The following is a 22,235-nucleotide window of genomic DNA, read 5'->3' on the forward strand; positions in this document are numbered from 1 at the left end:
ATATCGGCGGCCTTCCACAGCCCGGCGGCGGTCTTGATCACCTCCACCCCGGCCTCGGCATAGGCCGCATCGGTAAACCCCGCAGCCTCACCCGCTCCAGACTCAATACAGCACTCAAACCCCAGCTTCTGAAGATCAAGCGCCGACAATGGCGTCATCGCTACTCGCGACTCGCCCGTCGCCAACTCTCGCGGCGTTCCTATTCGCACTTTGATGTCCTCCCTTAGCGTGACAGCCCTCCTCCCAAAGGATCGTCACGAGCAAGAGGGAGTATTTGATTGTTTTACTTAGTAGTCAATAAATTTCATAAGTTCATTTTTATACCGTTATTATTCATATGGTTATATATATTATTGGCACATTTAGGTTTCATTTTTTGAGCTACAGCTAAAAAAATATTTGACAGCTGCCACCCTGACCCACAATCCTTGAGGCAGGGAGGACACCATGAATACCCAATCGCTCAGCACAGGCACGGCCTGGGCGGAGGCGGGAGATCTGCGCGCTTTGATGAGCCGCGCGGCCCAAATCCGTGATGCCCAATGGGGCCGGACGATCACCTATTCGCGCAAGGCATTCGTGCCTCTGACCAACATGTGTCGCGACACCTGCGGCTATTGCACCTTCGTCAAACACCCGGACTCGCCCGAGGCCAATATCATGACGCCGGAGGAGGTTCTGGCGACCGCGCAAAAGGGCGAACAGGAGGGCTGCAAAGAGCTGCTGTTCAGCCTCGGGGAAAAGCCGGAACTGCGCTATGCCAAGGCCCGCGCGGGGCTGGAACGGCTTGGCTACAGCCGCCTCACCGACTACCTGCGCGACATGTGCGAGCTGGTGCTGGAGGAGACCACGCTCCTGCCGCATGTGAATGCGGGCACCCTGACCGACGATGAAATCGACGTGTTGCGCCCGGTCGCGGCCTCCATGGGGATGATGCTGGAAACCGTCAGCCGTCGCCTGACCCGCCGGGGCCATCCGCATTTTGCCTGCCCCGATAAGGTGCCGGTCCAGCGCCTGCGCACGCTGGAACGCGCAGGCGAGAAACAGGTGCCCTTCACCACCGGTCTGTTGATCGGAATTGGCGAAAGCTATGCCGAGCGCATTGAGGCGCTGCACGCGATCAACGCGGCCCATGCCCGCCACGGTCACATCCAAGAAGTGATCATCCAGAATTTTCAGCGCAAACCCGATATCGAGATGGCGCAGCACCCGGAGCCCACACTTGAGGACATGCTGCGCACCATTGCAGCGGCGCGGATCATCCTGTCACCGGACATCAGCCTGCAAGCGCCTCCCAATCTCAGCGCGCGTCACATCGCCTATCTTGAGGCGGGCATCAACGATTGGGGCGGCATTTCGCCGGTCACCATCGACTTTATCAATCCACAACATGAATGGCCGGAAATCCGGTCGCTGGATCGGTCCTGCACGGAGGCCGGGTTTGAGCTGCGCGAACGGCTGACCGTCTATCCCCGCTACCTGACCACAGAGACCGATTTCATCAACCCCGCCGTTCTGCGCCGCGCCCATGGCATGGCCGGCACCAACGGGCTGGCCCGCGAACAACGGCATATGGGAGAGACCGCATGACCATCCGGCAAACCATTGAATCCCCGACAGCAGCAGTACACGCCCTGACCGATGGCGCCTCCGCCCCGATCCGGCAGATCCTCGACAAGGCCCTGAGCGGCGGCGAAGTCAGCGAAGCTGAAGGCGTGAGCCTCTTTAAAACCAGCGGTGCAGATGCGGAAGCCGTGTATCGCACCGCAAATGAGCTGCGTCGACGCACCAACGGCGATCACGTTTCCTTTGTGGTCAATCGCAATATCAACTTCACCAATATCTGCTACATGGGCTGCCGGTTCTGCGGCTTTGCCAAGCGCAGCGAGGATGCGGGGGCCGAATGGCTCTCACCCGAACAGGTGGTAGAGCGCGCGCAAGAAGCCTGGGATCGTGGCGGCACCGAGGTCTGCATTCAGGGCGGTCTGCACCCCAAATTGGAAGGCACCTATTACCGCGACATCGTGCGCGCCATTAAGGCGGCGCTGCCGGACATGCATATTCACGCCTTCTCCCCCTTCGAGATCTGGTATGGCGCGTCCAAGACCAAGATGTCCTATCACGACTTCCTCGCGGACCTGAAGGACGCGGGCCTTGGCTCTATGCCAGGCACTGCGGCCGAAATCCTCGACACCGAAGTGCGCCTGCAACTGACCAAGAACAAGCTCAGCGCCGAGAAATGGGTGGAGATCATCCGCGCCGCGCATGAGGTCGGCATCCCCACCACGGCAACGATCATGTACGGCCATATTGACGCGCCCGAACATTGGGCTGCGCATATCCGCCTGCTGCGCGACATCCAGAAAGACACCGGCGGCTTTACCGAACTGGTGCCGCTGTCCTTTGTCCATACCGAGTCGCCTCTGTGGTCGGAAAACCCCGACAAGGTCCGCCCCGGCCCCACCGCGCTGGAGGTCGATCTAATGCACGCGGTCTCGCGCATCATGTTGCATGGCTGGATCGACAATATTCAGGTCAGCTGGACCAAACTCGGCGCGGCCCGCGCCCAGCAGATGCTGGCGCGTGGCGTCAACGACCTTGGCGGCACCTTGATGAATGAGAGCATCTCGCGCGCGGCAGGCTCCGATCACGGGCAGGAAATCACCGCAAAGGAACTGGTCCAGATGATCCGCGCCGCTGGCCGGGTGCCGGTGCGCCGCAACACCATCTACGAGGTGCGCGACATCTATGACGATCACGACCCCGAAGATCTGGCCCCGTTGGTGGATCGTCGCGGGCGCAATCCGCTGGATTTCCTCCAGATGTTCCCAGAACGCAGCACCACGCTGGAGGCAGCGGAATGAGCGACACATCCCAGACAAAGGTCACACTCCTTGCGGGGGGCGTTGGCGGCGCAAAAATGGCCGAAGGGTTGGCCGCGCTACCGGATGTGGCGCTCAGCGTGATTGGCAATGTGGCGGATGACGACAGCTTTCACGGGCTGTGGGTCTCGCCCGATATCGATACGCTAACCTATAGCCTTGCCGATGTGATCGACCGCCAGCAGGGCTGGGGTGTCGCTGATGAGGGCCATCGGGCGCTAGAGACCCTGAAAACCCTCGGGGCAGACACCTGGATGTCGCTTGGGGATCGGGACTTTGGCCTGCATATCTATCGCACACAGCGCCGCCTGAAGGGGGACCGCCCCAGCGACATCACCCGCGACGTCGTCCGCGCCTTTGGCGTCAGTGCCGAGATACTGCTGCCCACGGATGACCAAGTGCAAACCCGCGTGCGGACCGACGCAGGCTGGCTCAGCTTTCAGGAGTATTTTGTCCGCGAACGCTGCGCGCCCGATGTGCGGGAGCTGTCCTTTGACGGCATCACGCAGGCAAAACCAACCCCAGAGGCACTGGCTGCGATCACCTCCGCCGATCTGATCGTCATTGCGCCGTCAAACCCGCTGGTCAGCATCGCACCGATCCTTAGCATTCCGGGCATTGGCGAAGCGGTCCAATCCGCCCGCGCGCCCAAGGTGGCGGTCAGCCCCTTTATCGCCGGCAAGGTCGTCAAAGGCCCCGCCGACAGAATGATGGCGGCCCTTGGCGAACGGGCAGACGCAGTGGGGGTAGCCCAGCGCTACCGCGATGTGGTGGACGCGCTGTTCATCGACCACGTCGATGCCGCCCTTGCACCAGAGATCCAAACCACCGGTCCAACGCCGATCTGCTCTGCGATCCTGATGCGCGATCTCAAAGATAAAACACGCACGGCGCGTGAAATCGTCGACTTCCATCATGACCATGCCCGCAAAGGAGCCGCCGCATGACGGCCCTCACGCAAAAGCGGCTGGTGGTCATTCCGATGAAAGACCCCTCTCGCGCCAAGACGCGGCTCGGCGCGGCGCTGGATGCCAACGGGCGCGCGGGCATCGCTCTGGCGCTGTTTCGGGCAACCCTCAATCACCTATCGGAGGCGCTTATGTTGCTGCCCCACGGCAGCGCCGACATCGCGGTGCTCACCTCCAGTCCGGAGATTTCTCGCATCGCTAGGCGCGCAGGTGTCGCCCTGATTGATGACGAAGGTCACGACGGCCTGTCTCAGTCACTGGAAGTGGCCGCCGCATGGGGGGCGCGCCAAGGCTACGACGCAATCTGCATCCTGCCCGGCGATCTCGCCGCGCCAAAAGCTTGCGATCTTGCCCGCTTGCTGAGCCACGACCTCGCGCAAGGGCGCGCCGTGTTTTGCCCATCGGCGGATCTGGGCACCAACGCGCTACTAGCCCCGCTGCCCTGCCCGTTTCGGTTTCAGTATGGTCCCAACTCCGTGGTGCATCACCGCCGCGCGGCAGAACGGGCCGGGCTTTGGCCCGTCATCCTGCCGCTGGAGAGCCTGCGGATCGATGTCGACACCGTTGAGGACCTCGGCCACCTGCTCGCCCGCAACCCGCAACTCCTTGCGCAGGAGGCCACCCTATGAGCCTGAGCGTCACCCTCACCGCCCTGCCCGGCGTGCCCGACATTCAAGACGGCGACAATCTCTCGGCCATATTCGCCGACTGCCTGAGCAAAGCCGATCTTGCCTTGCGGGATGGCGACATTCTCTGCGTGGCGCAGAAGGTCTTTTCCAAGGCCGAGGGCTGCATCATTCCGCTTGCCAGCGTGACGCCCTCGCCCGAGGCCCTTCGGTATGGCGAAGAGCTGAACAAAGACCCCCGTAAGGTCGAGGTGGTCCTGCGCGAAAGCGCCCGCGTCGTGCGTTCGTTCAAACGCCCTGACCAGAACGAAGGGACGATGATCTGCGAACACCGGCTTGGGTTCATTTCGGCCAATGCGGCGGTGGATCAGTCCAATTTCGGCGAAGAAGACGCTGCCATGGTGCTGCCCAAAGACCCGGACGCAAGCTGCGCGAGGCTGCGACGTGATCTGGCGGAGCGCTTTGATGCCCGTATCGGCGTGGTGATGACCGACACTTTCGGCAGGCCATGGCGGCTGGGTCAGGTCAATGTGGCGATCGGCCTTTCCAAGGTGCCCGCCACCATCCGCGAACAGGGTAATCTGGACGCATGGGGCCGCCCGCTGGAGGTCACAGAACCGGCATTTGCCGATGAAATCGCCGCCGCCACCGGCCTCGTGGTGCGCAAAAACGGGCGCACCCCGGCTGTGCTGTTGCGCGGGCTCGACTGGCAGCCCACCGACAGCCGTGGCGCCGACATACTCAGAAAAAAACAGGAGGATATGTTCAGATGAAGATCGCGATCATTGGCGGCACCGGGCCGCAAGGACAGGGTTTGGCACTGCGGTTTGCCCGCGCTGGGATTGAGGTCGCACTTGGCTCTCGCGACGCCGAGCGCAGTGCCGGGATCGCCGCCGAGCTGATGCAGAAACTGCCGGAAGGCTCTGCCGAAATCTCTGGCCTTGGCAATATTGAGGCCACGCAAGCCGCCGATCAGATGGTGATCTGCGCCGTGCCTTGGTCAGCCCATAACGCAACGCTCACGACGCTCAAACCGCACCTCGCGGACAAGATCCTTGTCGATATCGTGGTGCCATTGGCCGAGGGTGACCCGAAAAAGGTCGATATGCCGCCAGAAGGCTCTGCCACCGAGGCCGCGCAGGCCTTGCTTGGCGATGAGATCCCGGTGGTGGGCGCGTTGCACAATGTCTCCGCCACCACGCTCAACAACCTCGATTGGGACATCAACTGCGACATCCTGATCTGCGGCAACAGCCTGCCCGCCCGCAAACAGGTGATGGAGCTGGTCGGTGCGCTGGATGTGCAGACCTACAACGCAGGTGATGCACAATCTGCCCGCTGCATCGAGGCGATCACCCCGATCCTGATCCGTCAGAACATCTCAAAGGCGGTGCCCTTCACCCATGCGGGCATCCGCATCTGCGCCCCCGATCACTAAACCCACACAGCATAAAAACCTATTCCAACACGGAGGAAGACATGGAATTCGGAATTTGTTTCAAAGGCTTCGTTGAACCTGACCGCGCCCGCGCCCTTGTGCGCCAGGCCGAGAATGCAGGCTTCACCTATTGCTGGTTCTACGACAGCCACATCCTGTGGCGCGAAAGCTTCGTGGCGATGGCGATGTGCATGGAGCACACGGAAAACATGCGTTTTGGCCCGCTGGTCACCAACCCCAACTCGCGCGAATGGTCGGTTGCGGCCTCGCTGTTCGGCTCGCTCGCCAAACAGTCCGGCGGCCGCTTCGACATTGGCCTCGGGCGCGGCGACAGCGCCGTGCGCGTGATGGGCAAGAAGCCTTCTACCATCAAGCGGATGGAGGAGTTCACCCATGTGGTGAAATCCCTGATCCGCGGCGAAGAAGTGCAATACGGCGAATGCCCCGAGCCTGTGAAATTCCCCTGGGCCTACGGTTATGAGCTCCCGGTATGGATTGGCGCCTATGGCCCCAAGGCGCTGGCCTCGGCTGGCAAGGTGGGCGATGGCGTGGTGCTGCAGATCGCAGAACCCAAAATTGTCAAATGGCTGGCGGATCAGGCCAAGGCCGGCGGCGACGCCGAAGGCCGCGATATGTCGAACTACCGCGTCATGGCGGCCGCGCCTGCGCACACCGGCCCGATCGAGGAAGGCATCGAGAAGACCAAGTGGTTCCCTGCCATGGTCGGCAACCATGTCGCTGACATCGTGGAGAAATACGGCACCGACGGCGATCACGTGCCGACCAGCCTGACCGACTACATCAAGAACCGCAAAGGCTATGACTATTCCAAGCACGGCCAGAGCGATAACCCCTATCTGGACTTCATCACCGAAGACATCGTGAAGAGCTTCTGCGTGCTGGGCACCCCGGACGAACATATTGCCAAGCTGCGCGATCTGGAGGCCGCCGGGACCACCCAGTTCAACATCTACCTCGACAGCGGAGATGAAGAGAAAATCATCGCAGACTACGGCGAAAAGATCATCCCGGTGTTCCAACAAGAAGCCGCCGCCAAAAAAGCTTCACTGGCCGCATCCTGACCTCACTACTCCCCGAGAAACTGGCCAGCAGGCGGGCACGTGTTGCCCGCCTGTTTTTTTCCAGCATCACGCAAATGTCACCCCGTTGAATTTCCCTTCGCGCCCTTTTCCAACCCCGCTCGCCCACAGGCGCTAGCCACGCCCTTTGACATGTGCCAATAGGTGCGCAACTTTATTTCAGCTTACAAATGGCGGACCCGTTCGATGGCGCGCATGTCAAATGCAAAACCAAAAACCAAGATCCAGCGTCAGAAAACCGAGCAAATCCTGACTGCGGCTCTAGAGGTTTTTGCCCTTCACGGGTCTTCGGGCGCATCCATCAATATGATCGCCAAAACTGCCGGGCTGACCACGCCCAACCTGCTCTATTATTTCGAGAGCAAGGACGCGATCCGCAAGGAACTTCTGTCGCGCACGCTGCAACTGTGGATGGCGCCGCTCAGCATGGTCAATCCGCAAGGTGATCCGGTGGAGGAAATCTGCGCCTACATCAAGCGCAAGCTGGAAATTTCAAAGAACTTCCCCCGAGAGAGCAAGTTTTTCGCCAATGAGATCCTCAGCGGCCTGCCGCAGTCTCGCAGCGAAATCTTCGGCCCCCTCAAGGAATTGTTCAACGCCAAGGTGCAGGTTTTTGAGGACTGGATCGAAGACGGGCGCGTGGCCAAGGTCGACCCGCATCATCTGCTGTTCTCCATCTGGGCGACCACCCAGCATTACGCAGATTTTGACGTTCAGATCGAAGAAATCGCGCCCGCCAAGCTTCAGGATCGCTACGCCGAGGCCGAGAGCTTCTTGCTTGAAATGTATAAAAAACTTCTGACGGTCTGACCGCCGCGCCCTCAGGGTATCCAAACAAAAAGAGGAGGCCAAAGCCCCCTCTTTTTACGTGTGCACGGCGCGACCTTACCAGGAGGTCAGCACGGTGCCGTTATAGCTCTCATCAATAAAGGTTTTCACCTCATCAGAGTGATACGCCTTGATCAGCGTTTCCACCCAAGGTGCGTTCTCGTCACCGCTGCGCACAACGATCACGTTCACATAAGGGTTTTCAGCACTTTCCATCGCGATAGAGTCGGTCTTTGGGTTCAGGCCCGACGCAATGGCATAGTTGGTGTTGATCAATGCAGCGTCCAGATCCGCCAGCGAACGCGGCAGCTGTGCGGCATCCAGCTCGGTGAATTTCAGCCCCTTGGGGTTCTCGGTGATGTCCAAAACCGTCGGCTTCAGCCCAGCGCTTTCATCCAGTTTGATCAAGCCCAGTTCCTGCAGCACCAAAAGCGCGCGCCCGCCGTTGGTCGGATCATTCGGGATGCCAAAGCTCGCGCCTTCTGCCAGCGCCGAAAGCTCGGTCACCTTGTCAGAATAGACACCCATCGGGGTGGTGATGGTGTTGGCAACCACGGTCAGATCAAAGCCCCGATCCGCCATCTGGTTGTCCAGATAGGGCACGTGCTGGAACGAGTTCGCCTGAATGTCACCATCCGCCAGCGCTTGGTTCGGGATCACGTAGTCGGAAAATTCCACAACGTCGATCTCCAGCCCCATCGGCTCGGCGACCTCAGCAACCAGTTCCATGATTTCAGCGTGCTCACCGGGGGAGACGCCGACCTTGATTTCAGCCGCCAGCGCGGCAGAGGCCGTGAGCGCCAGAACGGAGGTGAGGGTAGCGATACGCAGCATGTGTGTAGTCCTTGCTAGTACGTGATTGAGGAAAGGATTATTCGCCACGCCCCTTGGGCGCGCGTTTGTCCACCTTGGCGGCGATCCACTCTCCGATGGATTGCACAAGCTGTACGAGGACGATCAGGATGACCACCACAATGGCCATAACTTCGGGCATAAAACGCTGATATCCATAGCGAATACCAAGATCACCGAGGCCTTCACCGCCCACGGCCCCGACCATCGCGGAATAGCCAATCAGGCTGACCACAGCCAGAGTAAGGCCCAGCGTAATGCCGGGCAATGCCTCGGGGATCAGCACCTTGCGGATAATCTGAATGGGCGTTGCCCCCATGGCGCGGGCTGCTTCGATCAGGCCGCTGTCAACTTCGCGGATCGCATTTTCCACCAGCCGCGCGATGAAGGGCACAGCCGCAAGGGTCAACGGCACAATCGCCGCCGTGGTCCCGATTGATGTGCCCGCCACCAAACGCGTGAAGGGAATGATCGCAACCACCAGAATGATAAACGGCACGGAGCGGGTCGCATTGACCACCAGCCCCAGCACCTTGTTGATCCACGGGGCCGAAAGCAGCTCGCCGCGTTGCGATGTGGCGAGAAACGTGCCGAGCGGCAGGCCAAAGAGCGTGCCGAGCAAGGTCGAGATCGCCACCATATAGAGGGTCTGACCCGTGGCCTCGATCAGCAGATTGATGAGGTTAGCCGACATAGCCGAGCACCTCCGTATTGAGGTTGTGATCTTGCAGGTAACGACGCGCCTCTTCGCCGCGCGCGGCAGGCAGGGACACCAGAAGATTGCCAAAGGGATGCGAGCCGATTTCCTCGACCGCACCGGCGAGGATATTCACCTCAATGCCCAACTCTCCGGTCAGCTTGGCCAACATCGGGTCGGTGGCGTGCTGCCCAAAGAATGTAACCCGAATGACTTCTTCGCCGCCCTCGCTGGGCGTGTTCTGCAAGCGGGATTTGACAAATGCAGGCAGTTTCACCCCGGTGACACCCGACAGGAAAGACCGCGTGGTGGCATGTTTCGGCGCGATAAAGACATCATGCGTCGGCCCATGTTCCACGATGCGCCCGCCGTCGATCACCGCCACATGGCTCGCGATATCGCGCACCACGGCCATTTCATGGGTGATCAGCAGAACCGTCAGTCCCAGATCGCGGTTGATGTCTTTCAGCAGCGACAGCACCGTCTGCGTTGTCTCCGGATCAAGCGCCGATGTGGCCTCATCCGACAACAGAACCTTTGGCTTGGTCGCCAATGCGCGGGCAATTCCAACGCGCTGTTTCTGCCCACCCGACAGCTCCGCCGGATAGCGGTTGGCCTGTTGCGAGAGCCCTACGCGTTCCACCAATTCCGCCACACGCGCCGTAATCTCGGATTTTGCAACCCCCGCGATCTCCAGCGGCATGGCGATGTTGCCCGCCACCGTGCGCGAGGCCAGCAGATTGAAATGCTGAAAGATCATGCCCACGTCGCGGCGAATGTCGCGCAGGGCGCGACCGCGTGCGGTGCCGACATCATGCGCGCCCAACAGAACACGACCCGATGTCGGGCGTTCCAGCCCGTTCACCATGCGCAATAGCGTGGATTTCCCCGCTCCAGAGCGGCCGATAATACCTGTGATCGACCCCGGCTCGACGCGCAATGAGACGTCTTCCAGAGCGTGAACAGTACCGCCCCCCGGTTTGGCAAAAGCTTTGCCCACCGCCTCAAAAGAGATCGATGCCGCATCTCGGTTGCGTTCTGTCATTCCTGCTCCGACTCACCCTTGCCCGCTTCGTGCGCGTGGATAGATCGGAGTTTTCAACGGGCTTCAACCAATTCCCCTGCATATCTGCCTTGCAAGAAACGGCAGGGTCCGCCGATTTTGCCCCGCTCACAGGACAGTTTAGCGGCCATGGGACGTCCGGGTACCGGCCTCAAAAAGCGCCCCACCAAAGGATCACGCAACCAATTGTCAGTCATCTGCGATCAAATGCTGTACATTGCGGCGCAATTGCAGGTATCGGTTGGGCGTTGAAATTTTGTTCACTTATCGCTTTCGCATGTTTTTGATTTTTCGCCTGTTCTTATTGGCCAGCTTCTTCGCGCTCCCCAATTGGAGTGTTGCGCAACAATCTTCTGAAGCCCCGCTCGAGATTGGCGACAGCGGTACGGCCTATCTAAAAGCGATCCGATTTCGCCGCATCGACGTAGATGTGGCGTATTTCGACCCGACGCGCCCGCCCCCTCCGATGGAGGCCGGTCAGGAACCCACAGCCCCAGCGGAGCGAACCGACGTAAGCGGCGAATGGGCAATGGGCGACCTGAGTTTTCCTGGCTTGGTAATCTCTGCCGCGGTGCTTTTGCTGATTGTCTATGTCTTTGCCCGTTTCGGCGGCAACATCTCCGTTTCAATGGGGCGTGACGCCGAAAACGCCAAACGGGAACGTGGCAAAACACCCTTGGGCAACAGAGGCAACACCCACCCCGTGCCCGGCAACCTCGCCAGCATCCTGCGCCTTCAGGATCGTCGGGAAGCCTTGGTCCAACTGGCACAAGCCGCTCTGGCGGCGGCGATTTCCGCAAATGGTGTGCTGTTGCAGCGCAGCTGGACCGCCCGCGAAGCCCTGCGGCATCTGCCTGCCGATCAAAACCACCTCAGCGCGCTGCGCAATCTCGTTCTGGCCAGCGAACGGGTGCATTTTGGGGGGCGCGACGTCAGCGAAGAGGAATTTCAGTCCCACGTCGATGAGATACGCCCCCTGTTGCAGGCAGGGATCTCCGCATGAGCCTGTCTGACCCAAGCGCGCCGACCAACAAGCTCCGGCTGGAAACGCTGGCCATTGCGGGCTTTGCGGTATTGCTCATTTTTGTGGTGTTTTACGCTCTATCGCAGCGTCAGCAGGTGCTCAGGACCTCCCCTTCTGGGTTTGATGGTCTGCAAACATGGCTCACGTCCGAGGACGTCAGTGCGCAGAGCTTCCTCGGCGGGTGGCAGGTTGACCAAAACTCCGTCGGATTGCTGTTGCTGCCGCTGTTTGACACCGCCCCCGATAGCCCCCGCAGCCATCCCTCGACCAAGCGCGAATTGCTATTTCAGCAGGATGAGTATGATCTGGATATGCGCCCGGTTCTGGAAAAGGCGCGCCGGGTGCAAACGCTTGTAGTGCTGCCCAAATGGCGAAGCGGCATGCGGCTGGCTGGCGTAGCGCATCCGGTGCTGCTGAACGAGCGCGCCGCGACCCAACAGCTGCTGCAAGACCTGACTGGAGAGAAGGACGCAAAAATTGTCGATGCGCGCGTTCCCTTCAGCGACTTCGATTACACGGCTGAAGACGGCCAAGACATGTCAGCGCGCATCTATGCCGCGCAGATGTTCAAAAGCGAGAGCTGCACGCCTCTGATCGGCACTGAGGCTGCGATGATACTGGCAGACTGCGCCCTGCCCAAAAGGGCCATCCCCAAGAGCCAAGCGCGCAACAGCACCAACAACACGCGTATGCTGGTGCTGTCCGACCCCGATCTTTTGAACAATCACGGGCTGCGCATGGCCGATAACGCCCTGATTGCTATTGATTTTCTCCGATCCCGCGCGGGCGAGCGCAATCTGGTAATAGATTACAGCCGCGATGTCTGGCTGACCGATCCGGATCGCGACAGCCAACGTGAACGCACCTGGGCTGACCTCAAACGCTTTTTTGAGCCACCCTTTCAGGTTCTGTGGCTGGGCGGGCTGTTGACGCTGGCGCTGTTTATCTGGCGCTCATGGCTGCGCTATGGGCCAGTGCGCCGCGACGCGGCAACCGCAACCAGCGGCAAGGCGCAGGCGCTTTTGGCGCGGGGGCGCTTGATGCGCTTGTGCAATCAGGATGGGGCCTTGCTCAGCGACTATGCTCAGGCCCGTCTGGCCGCCACGGCAGCCACGCTCTTTGGCCCGGCCCATGCCCGTCACTACGCTGAACCCAAGGCCTTTTTGGGGTATGTAGCACGCCGTCATCCCGGCCTCGCGGATGCACTGGAAAAAACCCTGACTGACATTCGAAGGCTCCAGCCAAGAACCGCCCCAGCGGAGGCAATCCGCCATGTCGATGAACTAGAAGCGCTATTGGAGCAGGTAATCCATGACACTTGAAACACTGCAACGTCGATCCGATGCTCTGCGAGCCGAGATTGGCAAAACCGTTCTCGGGCAGGAAGAGGCGGTGGACATGCTCTTGATCGCGCTATTCGCGCGCGGGCACGTGCTCCTTGAAGGACCGCCGGGCACCGCAAAAACCCTGCTTGCCCGCAGCTTTGCAGCGGCGATGGATCTGCAGTTCGGGCGTATTCAGTTCACCCCCGACCTGATGCCGGGAGATGTGCTGGGAACGTCAATCTTCAACTTTCAGACCAATGAATTTGTACTGACACCGGGGCCGGTGTTCACGCAGGTGCTGTTGGCGGATGAAATCAACCGCGCCCCGCCCAAAACTCAGGCGGCGCTGCTGCAGGCGATGAACGAACGCACCGTCAGCATCGACGGCACCGACCACGCATTGGGGCGCGAATTCATCGTCGTCGCCACCCAAAACCCGATTGAGCAACAAGGCACCTACCCCCTGCCCGAAGCGCAACTGGACCGCTTTCTGTTCAAGCTCGTCATTGATTTCCCACCCGAAGAGATCGAGATGGCCATTCTGCGCCAGCATGCCGGTGCGCCGATGGAATCCGGTATGGAAACCAGCGGATTGGAAAAGACACTCGATGCCGAGGCCCTTGCCGACAGCCGGGCATTGATCGACGGGATCATTCTGGATGATGACATTCTCGCCTATATCCTGCGGCTGGTCCGCGCGACGCGAGAAAGCTCCGAGATCGCCTTTGGTGCCTCGACGCGCGCCGCCGATGCCTTGGCTGCGGCAACCCGGTCGCTGGCCGGACTAAGCGGGCGCGACTTTGCCATTCCCGACGACGTAAAGCGGCTGTTTGTCCCCGCCCTGCGTCACCGCGTCGTGCTCGGCCCCTCCGCCGAGATCGAAGGCCGCAGCGCTGCCATGGTGCTTGAAAACATCCTCAACCAGATCGAGGCCCCCCGCTGATCCGTCCTTCGCCCCGCCTGCTGATTGCCGCTTGCATTGCACTGTTGGTGTCAATGCTGAGTGCGGTATTTGCCAACGGCCTGCGTGACATTGCGCTGGCACCCTGGGGGCTTCTTGCCGCGCTGGCTGTGGTGGATCTGCTGCTGTCCTTCTCGCGCCGCAAACAGCTCAACTATGATATGGCGCAAGAGATTTTCATCGGTGAGAGCCAGACCCTCACTCTCCAGATCCCACAGATGCCTGCCGGGCTGCGGGCGCGTTTGGCGTGGCCCGAAGGGCTGAATGGTGAAAGCGAAATCACCTTTGTGCCGCAACCGGATGGCAGCGGTATGGCCGAAATCCAATGCCGCGGGGTCCGGCGCGGGGTCTGGGCGTCTGAGCACATCTGGCTGTGCTGGACATCGCGGCTACGGCTGTTTGAATTTGTCCCCCGGCTGGCATTTGATCTTGAGGTCCGGGTGGTTCCCAACATCCGTCTCGTGCAATCGGGCAAGATCGCAACTACGGTGCAATCGGCACTCTATGGGGTGAAGGAGAACCGGGCCATCGGTGAGGGATCGGAGTTCCATCAGCTGCGGGATTTCGTTCAGGGCATGGACGTCAAATCCATCGACTGGAAACGATCCGCCCGACGCCGGTCACTGGTGGCGCGCGAACTGCGTGCCGAGCGCAATCACCATGTTATCGTCGCTCTCGATAATGGCTATCTGATGCGTGAGGACATCGCGGGTCTGCCGAAAATCGACCACGCCGTGACCTCCGCGCTGGCGGTGGCATGGGCTGCGGCGATCGGTGGCGATCAGGTTGGATATTACACCTATGACGTGCGCCCGCGCTCCTTTGTGGCCCCAGTCGAGGGACGACAGGCTTTTGCGCGGCTGCGCAGCTGGAGCAGTGAACTGACCTATTCCGGGCATGAGACCAACCACACGCTTGCCCTGACCGAGTTGAACGCGCGCACCCCAAAACGCAGCCTGATCATCGTATTCACCGATTTCATCGACACAACATCGGCCGAGCTGTTGGTGGAAAACCTGAGCATTTTGTCCAAACGGCATCTGCTGATCTTTGTCGCGATCCGCAATCAAGACACCGAAACTTTGGTCGAAACCGCGCCCGATGATCTTGATGAGGTGGCGCTTTTGGTGGCTGCAAACCAAGCGATCAGTGAACGTCGGTTGGTCCTGGAGCGGCTGACCCGCCTTGGGATCACGGTGCTCGATGCGACGCCTGAAACCGTCACAGGCCGGTTGATTTCAACCTATCTTGAAATCAAATCGCGGGAGATGATCTGATGTCCGATGCTGATCTTATGCGGTCGGCCCGGTTCCGCAAGGAACGCGAGGCAGGTTGGCAGCGACTTGAGGCGCTGGTGACCCGTGCCGAGCGCGACGGCCTGCAACGGATGGAATTTGCCGAAGCACGCGATTTGGCCGCGCTCTATCGGCAGGCCACAACCTCGCTTGCCATTGCGCGGGAAATCTCTCTGGATCGCGCCCTTCTGACCTACCTCGAAGCGCTGACCGCGCGGGCCTATTTGTCTGTATACGCGCCGCAAGAACGTCTGGGCGGGCTCTTTCGCAAGTTTTTCACCCAAAGCGCACCGCAAGCCATACGCCGGTCGTGGCTGTTCATCGCCATCGGTTTTTTGTGCATGGGTCTGGGCGTTTTGGCCGGGTATTTCCTCTATCTGGAGAACCCGGCGTGGTTTCATGTGTTTATGCCGCCAGAACTCGCGGGCGGGCGCGGCCCCTCTTCCACCACCGAAGCGCTGCGCCGTGTCATCTATGATGAGAACCCCGCATCCTCCGGTCTGGGCGCGTTTGCGACAACGCTGTTTTCACACAACACCCGCATCGCCATTTTTGTCTTTGGACTGGGGGTATTTCTCTGTGCTCCAGCGATTGTTTTGACCTTTTACAACGGTCTGATTTTGGGTGCGTTTTACGCTCTGCATGTGGAGCGCGGCTTGGGTGCCGATCTGGGCGGGTGGCTCTCCATTCATGGCGTCACCGAAATTTCAGCGATCTGTATTGCCTGTGGCGGCGGGGTAAAACTGGGGGCGGCTGTGTTGTTTCCCGGTTCCCGCACACGCAAACACGCCCTGCAGCACGCGGGCAAAGATGCCGCCAAACTGGCGCTGGTCGCCGCCGTTATGCTGGTGGCGGCAGCGCTCCTTGAGGGGTTCGGCAGGCAGCTGGTGCAGGATATGACCGCACGCTATGTGATCGGCTGGGGCGTGGGCCTGTGCTGGCTGTCATGGTTTGTCTTCGCAGGCAGGGCGCGCACATGAAGCTCAGATGGCGCAAGACCCCCAAAACCAAACCATCGACCGGTGAATTGGTGCCCCCAGAGGGCGTTCCGCTCAAGCTGGAAGTGGCCGGACTGGGTGTCAGGCTCGCAGCACAAATCACAGATGTGATCCTCACACTCGTTGCCTCGATTTGTCTGGTGATCCTTGTGGCCTCGCTGGGCTTCAGCTCGCCCGACACGCTGATAGCCATTGGCAGCCTGATGTTTTTCGTCACGCGGGTGCCCTATTACGTCCTCACCGAACTTGCATGGAACGGTCAGACGTTGGGCAAGCGGCTGATGAAAATCAAAGTCGTCTCACACGACGGAAGGTCGCTTAGCACCCATGCGCTGGTTCTGCGCAACCTGATGAAAGAAGCGGAAATCTTTCTGCCTGCCACCCTGCTGTTGTCTCTGAACGCCGCCACCCCGCTGGTCTCAGGTCTCGCTCTTTTATGGATCATCGCAGGATTGATGGTACCGCTGTGCAACCCCTACCGGCAAAGGTTGGGCGACCTGATGGCCGGCACCCATGTCATTCACATGCCTGTGCCCGTCTTGCTCAAAGATCTCGCCGGAAAACCGGCAAAGCAGATCACCGAGAAAGAAGGGTTTGTCTTTCTGGCACACCAACTCGATCACTACGGCGCCTTTGAATTGCAAACCCTCGAAGCGCTGCTGCGCGCTCAAGAGACCGGCGCCGCGCAACAAAAGGGTCAGAAACAGGGCGCGACCATCCAAGCGGTGGTGGAAAAGATCCGACAGAAAATTGGCTATGCCAACAAAGTGCCAGAGGCGCGGCGGCTGGAGTTCCTTCGCGCCTTTTACAACGCACAACGGGCACATTTGGAACAGCGGCAGCTCTTTGGTGAACGGCGCAAGGACAAACATTACGCGGCAGAAGATGCCCCCTCATGACAGAAATCCGGCAAATCAGCCTTGGTCATGAGCCATCAGGCTTGCGGAACGCCCGGCCCGGCTCCAAAGATAACACCGTTAAAATACCGTATACTCCCTCGCCGGGTCACCCTTGGACCCAAAGACATTAAGACAACTGAAAATACAGAGATGAAGGATTATCATGTCGAGTACTGCTGATACAGACGCCCGGATCGCATTGGGTGTCGGCGCGATCGTTGGCGAGAGCTTTTCGATCTTCTTTAAAAACCTCATCCCCGTCACGCTTATGGGTTTGATTGCAAGCCTCCTGAGCTTGCTCCTGACTGGCGCGCTTGTCGGCGTCGACGTGGTGATTGGTGTCGCGTTGCCCGACATGAGCACTCCGGCGGGTGTGTCATTGTGGGCAATCACTCTGGTTCTGCAGATTGCGTTTTACAGCTTGGCTTCTGCCCTGCTGGTCCAGCTGGCCTATGATGCAAAACTTGGAAATCCCATTCAGATTGGCCGCTATATTTCTCCGGCGATCCGAGCAATCGTGCCGATTGCCGTACTCTCTATCGTCGCGGGTCTCATGGCAGGGGTTGCGAGCATCGCGCTCATCATTCCGGGCCTTTGGGTTTATGCGGTATTTTCCGTCGTCACCCCAGCGGTTGTGATCGAGCGCATTGGCTTTGGCGGGCTTGGAAGAAGCGCGGATCTCACCAAAGAATACCGCTGGCCCATCCTGGGGGCCCTGATCCTCATCGGGATCTGCGTTGGTATCATTAACTTTGTTGGCCCCTTCCTCGCAGGCATCCTGATGGTCAACGCAGGGATTTTGTTGGCGTCGGTTGCCCATGTCGTCACCTCGGCACTGGGCTTGGGTCTGAGCGGCATTTCAATCGCGTTGATCTATGCGCGGCTGCGCGAAATCAAAGAAGGCGTCACTGTCGATCAAATCGCCTCGGTTTTTGATTAATAGGCTGACCAAGTGATAAATTGGCCTGATCTTCAGACTGGCCAAAGGGTCCGTGCAGCGCCTGCGCGGACCACGCCCGCCGCAAATCGCGCCATTCCGGCAATCTATCTGGGAGCCGCCAGTTCTCAACCCTGCGGAAGACGGTAAACATCCACCGCGTGCCCGCAACTCGGGTCGGTGGTTCTTCGGTCAAAGACCATCCCGAGCTTTTGCATAATGCGCGCCGACGCACCGTTTTCAATCTGGCATATGCTTACGATATCGGTGATGCCCCGGTCTTTCACACCAAATGCAAGCGCCGCCGCCGCCGCTTCGCTGGCGTACCCCCTGCCCCAGTTTGGTTTTGAAAACCTCCAGCCGATTTCGACAGAAGGATACACTTCTGGCAAAAAGTCCGGCGACGACAAGCCCGCAAAACCGATCAGATCCCCTGTATCTTTGGCCTCAACCGCAAATAAGCCATAGCCCCGTACGCGCCACCCTTGCTGAAACGACGCAATAGAACGCGCGGACTGAGCCCGACTGCGGGTCTTTCCATCTCTAATGTAGCGCATGACCTCTGGATCGGCGCACATGGCCGCAAACGGTGCGAGATCATCGGGCGTCCAGCCCCGCAACAGCAATCGTTCGGTATGGATAAAAGGCGGTGTCATAGCCTGTTGTAACCAAAACACCCAAGCATCGCCCAGTGTTTTTACCTCCACATAGAGGCACCGCTACCGTCACGCATTCACGGCGCGCAGTGCTCAAGCGCCATTCACCTGGTCCCAGTCGATGCCGAACTTGGCGAGGTATTTACGCAGCCGGTCGGCGTCATTGGTAGATTTGCGGCGGTTTCTGGACTGCGCAAAGAGGTTGCGCCCGGCCTCACTCAAGCTGGCACTATGTCGGCAGGTACGGATCACTTCGGCCAGTTGCGCACGATCAAAAAGGTCGATGTCATCGACTTGCGGTCCAAGGAGGTCAGCCAGAAGTTTCAAATCCGGATCACTTTGAGCGGCCGACCACAACCCGCGCAGACGGCGAATTTCCTCTTCGACCATTGCTCGGGTGATCCGCCCACGCGCCGCAAGAATACACATGCGCCGCACCGAGGCCCCAAAATCACGGAAATTACCCGGCCAGAGCGTCGCCGGGTCACGACAGAATTTCAGATACCGTTCCCGCGCATCGAGATTAAACCCATATTGCACGCCCAACTCACGCTCTGCCCGCGCCAACTCAAAGATGAGGTTGGGTTCGATATCTTCGCGACGCTGCCGCAACGGCGGGATTTCAAACGTCCATGCTGTCAGGCGGCTCAAGAGATCCTGCCGAAACAGACCATCCGCCGCCAGTTTGCGCAGATCACGGTTCGCCCCCGCAATCACTTGAAACTGACTGGTGACCTCATAATCTGCCCCCAGCGGATAATAGCGCCCCGTCTCGATTGCATGCAGGATGACCGCCTGTTCGCGCAAGCCCAACTCGTCAATTTCATCAAGAAACAGGACACCGCCATCCGCCTCGCGCAGCAAGCCGTTGCGCTCCGACCCTGCCTGCCCCGTATACCCGCGACGCTGGCCAAAAAGCATGGCAATCCCGTCGGGCCCACTGAGCGTGGCACAGTTCACATGCACCATCCGCCCCTTAATCATTCGCCGGTCGAGCTTTAGCGTATAAATGCGTTCAGCGAGTTGGGTCTTCCCGGTGCCGGTCTCGCCCAATAGCAGGATCGGCGCGCGCGTCGCGCCTGCGACGTGTTCGATCTGGGAAATCAGCCCATTATACGCCGCGTTCCGGGTCTCAATCCCACCTTTCAGCAGGTCACTGTATTCCTGCGCGATCAGATCGAACCGATGCTGCAGCGCATTGTAACGCCGCAGATCCAGATCAATGATATCGAGCTTCGCCGGCTCATCTTCATGAAGCGGCGGCCCGGTCTGCAACAGCAGGGCCGGGACATGGCGGCTTTCGGCCAGAAGGAACCAGCAAATCTGTGCGACATGCGTCCCAGTGGTCAGATGGATGTGATACCGCTCACGATCTTCATCGAAACCATAGCCACGGGCAAAGTCAAAAAGCTTGGCGTAGACCTCCTCAAAATCCCAAGGATCACTGAGATCAAGCCGGTTGAGTACCACTTCGGTGTCCGGGCTAGCCGCTTCGATCTCACGCTTTACCGCATGCGCCAGACGGTTGAACTTAAAATCATAAAGCAGCTCGAGCCGATCCACATGAAATTCGTCATGTTCGACGAGTGATAGCGTAGGCTTCCAGCGCCGGTTCTTACCGACGTCGAGCTTGACTCCCAGAAATCCGATTACGACGTTCTGCACTGTATCAGTTTCTATAACTTACGATTTATTTTTATAGTGCATGAAGCAGACCCATAACGCAATTCAGATTATTTTCCAAATTTATCAGTCACTTATGCCACTTTCACTTTCACCTTTGGCGAAGCGCCGTACCCTGCAACAAACAGGGCACCGAAAGAGTGAAGAGAGAGAAGAGCGGGCAAATCCGTGTCCGCTGAAACGCTGGGGGCCTTGGGCCCATTCCCAAAGCCCCCAGCACTTCGCACCCTATTTTAGACGAAAGGCTTGAGCCCAAGGGCCAAGTGGTTGAGATGGAACAAGATACAACGATGACGCCGATTACTGGCAAAGATCTGGTTGCATGGGGGCATATCCCCGGAGCACAATTCCCAGCCCTTATTGCGCGCGCAGAGGCGATGATGGCCGACGGCGCAGATGCAGAGAAAATCCGCACCACACTCGATCAGGAGCGGCCAAAGGTTCTGCCAAAACTCCCTCTCCATGCTGCAGGGGCGGTGCCGTTTTATGAGAACATTCGCACCGAAACACCGGACGAAGAAGACAACACCACTAAGGTGCGTGAGACCATGACGGTTTTGATGCGCACCCCCACCGTGGTCAGCGGCGCTGTTATGCCTGACGCCTGTCCCGCAGGTCCGCTGGGCACCATCCCGGTCGGCGGGATCGTGGCGACAAAGAACGCAATCCACCCCGGCATGCACTCGGCCGACATTTGTTGTTCGGTGATGATGAGCGATCTAGGCGATGTGGATCCAAAGGCCGTCTTGGATGCGGCGCAATCCGTGACACATTTTGGCCCCGGCGGGCGGCGCAATGGCGCACGTTTCACCACCTCGCTCAAATTGCTGGACGCGTTTCGCGAAAACCGGTTTCTGAATCATCCCAAAATCTTGCGGATGGCGCAGGAGCACATGGGGACACAAGGGGATGGCAACCACTTCCTCTTTGTGGGGCGTGCGCGCAGCTCCGGGCGCGTGGCCATGGTGACCCATCACGGGTCGCGTGGTCCGGGCGCGGTGCTCTACAAGCTCGGCATGGAAGTGGCGCAAAAGTTTCGCAAACGCCTCTCGCCGGAGACGCTGAAGCAAAACGCCTGGATCCCGGCTGACAGTGACGAGGGCATTGCATATTGGGAGGCTCTCCAGCTGATCCGCAAATGGACTAAGGCAAACCACAACGCGCTCCATCAGGTGACCATCGAGGCCGGTCGCATAGGAGATGTCGGGGAGCGGATCTGGAACGAGCACAATTTTGTCTTTAAGCGTGACGGTCTTTTCTATCACGGCAAAGGCGCGACCCCCGCATGGGATGACTACGCACCGGACGCAACGGGCCAGACGCTCATTCCGCTCAATATGTCGGAACCTGTTCTGGTGGTGCGCGGGGCAGACGCCAAGCACGCTCTGGGCTTCAGCCCCCATGGTGCAGGACGCAACTTCTCGCGCTCCGAACATCGCCGCCGTATGGGAGAGGTGACACCGCAAGAGCAACTGAAGGCGGAGACCAAAGGTCTCGATGTGCGCTTTCACGCCGGTGGTGTCGACGCTTCTGAATTGCCGTCGAGCTATAAAAGCGCGGCCTCCGTGGTCGAGCAGATCAAAGACTACGGTCTGGCCAAGATCGAAGACTACATCGACCCCTACGGCTGCATCATGGCCGGCGATGTGCCGCCGTTCTGGCGCGAACGTAAGAAAGGCCGCAGGTAACACTGGTAGGACACAGACGAGAAACGGGCAGGATGGGGAGCCCCCTCCTGCCCGTTTGCGCGATTGCCCGCGAAAACGCCCCGTGGGCACAAGCGGCTCGCACCCCGCAGCAAGACCGGATTTTACAAATCAGGGCTGGTGCGCTTTGACCCCATGCGCGGCGCCTTCCAATACTTGGCAGTTGCATTGCGGCAGCCTGTTTTGGTCTAATCTGCCTGTAATTTCTGAGCAGGATACGAATACGCGCGCAACCCGTCCCATCGTGGAGCCCACTCTCAGTCGAATTCTCTATGTCAAGAAGCGAAGAGATCCCCC

The 22,235-nt window shown here is 59.5% G+C and carries 21 protein-coding genes and 1 pseudogene; 16 read left to right on the plus strand and 6 right to left on the minus strand.

The window, feature by feature from the left end:
• A pseudogene (locus tag UB90_RS22675) lies at positions 1–209 on the minus strand (Re/Si-specific NAD(P)(+) transhydrogenase subunit alpha); the annotation flags it as partial.
• A 238-nt stretch (positions 210–447) separates the two neighbouring features.
• On the opposite strand from UB90_RS22675, the gene cofG reads away from it, so the two are divergent.
• From cofG to UB90_RS22050, 8 genes are all read left to right on the plus strand, one after another.
• Positions 448–1,590 carry a 7,8-didemethyl-8-hydroxy-5-deazariboflavin synthase CofG gene (cofG, locus tag UB90_RS22015; protein WP_065327083.1) on the plus strand — a complete coding sequence of 381 codons (1,143 nt, stop codon included), beginning with the start codon at positions 448–450 and terminating at the stop codon, positions 1,588–1,590.
• Positions 1,587–2,864 (plus strand): 5-amino-6-(D-ribitylamino)uracil--L-tyrosine 4-hydroxyphenyl transferase CofH, encoded by a 1,278-nt coding sequence (gene cofH / locus UB90_RS22020; protein WP_065327084.1) that lies wholly within the window; start codon positions 1,587–1,589, stop codon positions 2,862–2,864. Before cofG ends, cofH begins: the two co-directional genes overlap by 4 nt.
• Entirely contained in the window at positions 2,861–3,829 is a 969-nt protein-coding gene (cofD, locus tag UB90_RS22025; protein ID WP_065327085.1) for a 2-phospho-L-lactate transferase, read from the plus strand. Before cofH ends, cofD begins: the two co-directional genes overlap by 4 nt.
• A complete protein-coding gene (gene cofC / locus UB90_RS22030) occupies positions 3,826–4,479 on the plus strand; it encodes a 2-phospho-L-lactate guanylyltransferase (protein ID WP_065327086.1) in 654 nt (217 codons plus the stop codon). Before cofD ends, cofC begins: the two co-directional genes overlap by 4 nt.
• Positions 4,476–5,249, plus strand: coding sequence for a coenzyme F420-0:L-glutamate ligase (gene cofE / locus UB90_RS22035; protein WP_065327087.1), 774 nt, complete (start codon positions 4,476–4,478; stop codon positions 5,247–5,249). Before cofC ends, cofE begins: the two co-directional genes overlap by 4 nt.
• Positions 5,246–5,914, plus strand: a complete 669-nt coding sequence (gene npdG / locus UB90_RS22040; protein ID WP_009176853.1) for an NADPH-dependent F420 reductase — start codon at positions 5,246–5,248, stop codon at positions 5,912–5,914. The genes cofE and npdG overlap by 4 nt, the downstream gene beginning before the upstream one ends.
• A gap of 41 nt (positions 5,915–5,955) precedes the next feature.
• Positions 5,956–6,996: a TIGR03842 family LLM class F420-dependent oxidoreductase gene (locus UB90_RS22045; RefSeq protein WP_065327088.1), complete on the plus strand. Its 1,041-nt coding sequence runs from the start codon at positions 5,956–5,958 to the stop codon at positions 6,994–6,996.
• Positions 6,997–7,200: 204 nt separating this feature from the next.
• Entirely contained in the window at positions 7,201–7,824 is a 624-nt protein-coding gene (locus UB90_RS22050) for a TetR family transcriptional regulator C-terminal domain-containing protein (protein WP_009177336.1), read from the plus strand.
• A 75-nt stretch (positions 7,825–7,899) separates the two neighbouring features.
• Here the strand turns inward: UB90_RS22050 and UB90_RS22055 are convergent, their stop codons facing one another.
• From UB90_RS22055 to UB90_RS22065, 3 genes are read right to left on the minus strand one after another with little or no spacing between them, the layout of a single operon-like run.
• Positions 7,900–8,676, minus strand: coding sequence for a MetQ/NlpA family ABC transporter substrate-binding protein (locus UB90_RS22055; RefSeq protein ID WP_005643710.1), 777 nt, complete (start codon positions 8,674–8,676; stop codon positions 7,900–7,902).
• Between the two features lie 37 nt (positions 8,677–8,713).
• Positions 8,714–9,388, minus strand: a complete 675-nt coding sequence (locus tag UB90_RS22060) for a methionine ABC transporter permease (RefSeq protein WP_005643708.1) — start codon at positions 9,386–9,388, stop codon at positions 8,714–8,716.
• Positions 9,378–10,436, minus strand: a complete 1,059-nt coding sequence (locus tag UB90_RS22065) for a methionine ABC transporter ATP-binding protein (protein ID WP_065327089.1) — start codon at positions 10,434–10,436, stop codon at positions 9,378–9,380. The genes UB90_RS22060 and UB90_RS22065 overlap by 11 nt, the downstream gene beginning before the upstream one ends.
• Positions 10,437–10,731: 295 nt before the next feature.
• Between UB90_RS22065 and UB90_RS22070 the strand changes: the two genes are divergently transcribed.
• The 7 genes from UB90_RS22070 (at position 10,732) to UB90_RS22100 (ending at position 17,896) form a co-directional block, all read left to right on the plus strand.
• On the plus strand, positions 10,732–11,457 hold the full coding sequence (locus UB90_RS22070) for a DUF4129 domain-containing protein (protein WP_227512155.1): 726 nt from the start codon (positions 10,732–10,734) through the stop codon (positions 11,455–11,457).
• Complete coding sequence (locus UB90_RS22075; protein ID WP_065327091.1) at positions 11,454–12,800, plus strand: hypothetical protein; 1,347 nt, start codon at positions 11,454–11,456, stop codon at positions 12,798–12,800. Before UB90_RS22070 ends, UB90_RS22075 begins: the two co-directional genes overlap by 4 nt.
• Positions 12,790–13,746: an AAA family ATPase gene (locus tag UB90_RS22080; protein ID WP_065327092.1), complete on the plus strand. Its 957-nt coding sequence runs from the start codon at positions 12,790–12,792 to the stop codon at positions 13,744–13,746. The genes UB90_RS22075 and UB90_RS22080 overlap by 11 nt, the downstream gene beginning before the upstream one ends.
• 53 nt (positions 13,747–13,799) lie before the next feature.
• Entirely contained in the window at positions 13,800–15,041 is a 1,242-nt protein-coding gene (locus UB90_RS22085) for a DUF58 domain-containing protein (RefSeq protein WP_081285646.1), read from the plus strand.
• Positions 15,041–16,039: a stage II sporulation protein M gene (locus tag UB90_RS22090; RefSeq protein ID WP_065322973.1), complete on the plus strand. Its 999-nt coding sequence runs from the start codon at positions 15,041–15,043 to the stop codon at positions 16,037–16,039. Before UB90_RS22085 ends, UB90_RS22090 begins: the two co-directional genes overlap by 1 nt.
• Positions 16,036–16,956, plus strand: a complete 921-nt coding sequence (locus tag UB90_RS22095; protein ID WP_065327094.1) for an RDD family protein — start codon at positions 16,036–16,038, stop codon at positions 16,954–16,956. The genes UB90_RS22090 and UB90_RS22095 overlap by 4 nt, the downstream gene beginning before the upstream one ends.
• Before the next feature lie 163 nt (positions 16,957–17,119).
• Complete coding sequence (locus UB90_RS22100; protein ID WP_065327095.1) at positions 17,120–17,896, plus strand: hypothetical protein; 777 nt, start codon at positions 17,120–17,122, stop codon at positions 17,894–17,896.
• A 125-nt stretch (positions 17,897–18,021) separates the two neighbouring features.
• Here the strand turns inward: UB90_RS22100 and UB90_RS22105 are convergent, their stop codons facing one another.
• Together UB90_RS22105 and rtcR are read right to left on the minus strand one after the other, a co-directional pair.
• The gene (locus UB90_RS22105) at positions 18,022–18,549 is read right to left on the minus strand and encodes a GNAT family N-acetyltransferase (RefSeq protein ID WP_227512156.1); all 528 of its coding nucleotides are present in this window, start codon (positions 18,547–18,549) and stop codon (positions 18,022–18,024) included.
• 93 nt (positions 18,550–18,642) lie between these two features.
• Positions 18,643–20,214, minus strand: coding sequence for an RNA repair transcriptional activator RtcR (gene rtcR / locus UB90_RS22110; RefSeq protein WP_065327097.1), 1,572 nt, complete (start codon positions 20,212–20,214; stop codon positions 18,643–18,645).
• Between the two features lie 290 nt (positions 20,215–20,504).
• Between rtcR and UB90_RS22115 the strand changes: the two genes are divergently transcribed.
• Complete coding sequence (locus UB90_RS22115; protein WP_065327098.1) at positions 20,505–21,920, plus strand: RtcB family protein; 1,416 nt, start codon at positions 20,505–20,507, stop codon at positions 21,918–21,920.
• Positions 21,921–22,235 lie beyond the last annotated feature (315 nt).

This window comes from Tritonibacter mobilis, from assembly GCF_001681715.1.
In the GTDB taxonomy this organism is placed as follows: Bacteria; Pseudomonadota; Alphaproteobacteria; order Rhodobacterales; family Rhodobacteraceae; genus Epibacterium; species Epibacterium mobile.

Excerpts from the sequence above, each read along its gene's own strand:
- cofG (WP_065327083.1), top strand. The coding sequence starts at position 448 with ATGAATACCCAATCGCTCAGCACAGGCACGGCCTGGGCGGAGGCGGGA.
- cofH (WP_065327084.1), top strand. The coding sequence starts at position 1,587 with ATGACCATCCGGCAAACCATTGAATCCCCGACAGCAGCAGTACACGCC.
- cofD (WP_065327085.1), top strand. The coding sequence starts at position 2,861 with ATGAGCGACACATCCCAGACAAAGGTCACACTCCTTGCGGGGGGCGTT.
- cofC (WP_065327086.1), top strand. The coding sequence starts at position 3,826 with ATGACGGCCCTCACGCAAAAGCGGCTGGTGGTCATTCCGATGAAAGAC.
- cofE (WP_065327087.1), top strand. The coding sequence starts at position 4,476 with ATGAGCCTGAGCGTCACCCTCACCGCCCTGCCCGGCGTGCCCGACATT.
- npdG (WP_009176853.1), top strand. The coding sequence starts at position 5,246 with ATGAAGATCGCGATCATTGGCGGCACCGGGCCGCAAGGACAGGGTTTG.
- UB90_RS22045 (WP_065327088.1), top strand. The coding sequence starts at position 5,956 with ATGGAATTCGGAATTTGTTTCAAAGGCTTCGTTGAACCTGACCGCGCC.
- UB90_RS22050 (WP_009177336.1), top strand. The coding sequence starts at position 7,201 with ATGGCGCGCATGTCAAATGCAAAACCAAAAACCAAGATCCAGCGTCAG.
- UB90_RS22055 (WP_005643710.1), bottom strand. The coding sequence starts at position 8,676 with ATGCTGCGTATCGCTACCCTCACCTCCGTTCTGGCGCTCACGGCCTCT.
- UB90_RS22060 (WP_005643708.1), bottom strand. The coding sequence starts at position 9,388 with ATGTCGGCTAACCTCATCAATCTGCTGATCGAGGCCACGGGTCAGACC.
- UB90_RS22065 (WP_065327089.1), bottom strand. The coding sequence starts at position 10,436 with ATGACAGAACGCAACCGAGATGCGGCATCGATCTCTTTTGAGGCGGTG.
- UB90_RS22070 (WP_227512155.1), top strand. The coding sequence starts at position 10,732 with ATGTTTTTGATTTTTCGCCTGTTCTTATTGGCCAGCTTCTTCGCGCTC.
- UB90_RS22075 (WP_065327091.1), top strand. The coding sequence starts at position 11,454 with ATGAGCCTGTCTGACCCAAGCGCGCCGACCAACAAGCTCCGGCTGGAA.
- UB90_RS22080 (WP_065327092.1), top strand. The coding sequence starts at position 12,790 with ATGACACTTGAAACACTGCAACGTCGATCCGATGCTCTGCGAGCCGAG.
- UB90_RS22085 (WP_081285646.1), top strand. The coding sequence starts at position 13,800 with ATGCTGAGTGCGGTATTTGCCAACGGCCTGCGTGACATTGCGCTGGCA.
- UB90_RS22090 (WP_065322973.1), top strand. The coding sequence starts at position 15,041 with ATGTCCGATGCTGATCTTATGCGGTCGGCCCGGTTCCGCAAGGAACGC.
- UB90_RS22095 (WP_065327094.1), top strand. The coding sequence starts at position 16,036 with ATGAAGCTCAGATGGCGCAAGACCCCCAAAACCAAACCATCGACCGGT.
- UB90_RS22100 (WP_065327095.1), top strand. The coding sequence starts at position 17,120 with ATGTCGAGTACTGCTGATACAGACGCCCGGATCGCATTGGGTGTCGGC.
- UB90_RS22105 (WP_227512156.1), bottom strand. The coding sequence starts at position 18,549 with ATGACACCGCCTTTTATCCATACCGAACGATTGCTGTTGCGGGGCTGG.
- UB90_RS22115 (WP_065327098.1), top strand. The coding sequence starts at position 20,505 with ATGGAACAAGATACAACGATGACGCCGATTACTGGCAAAGATCTGGTT.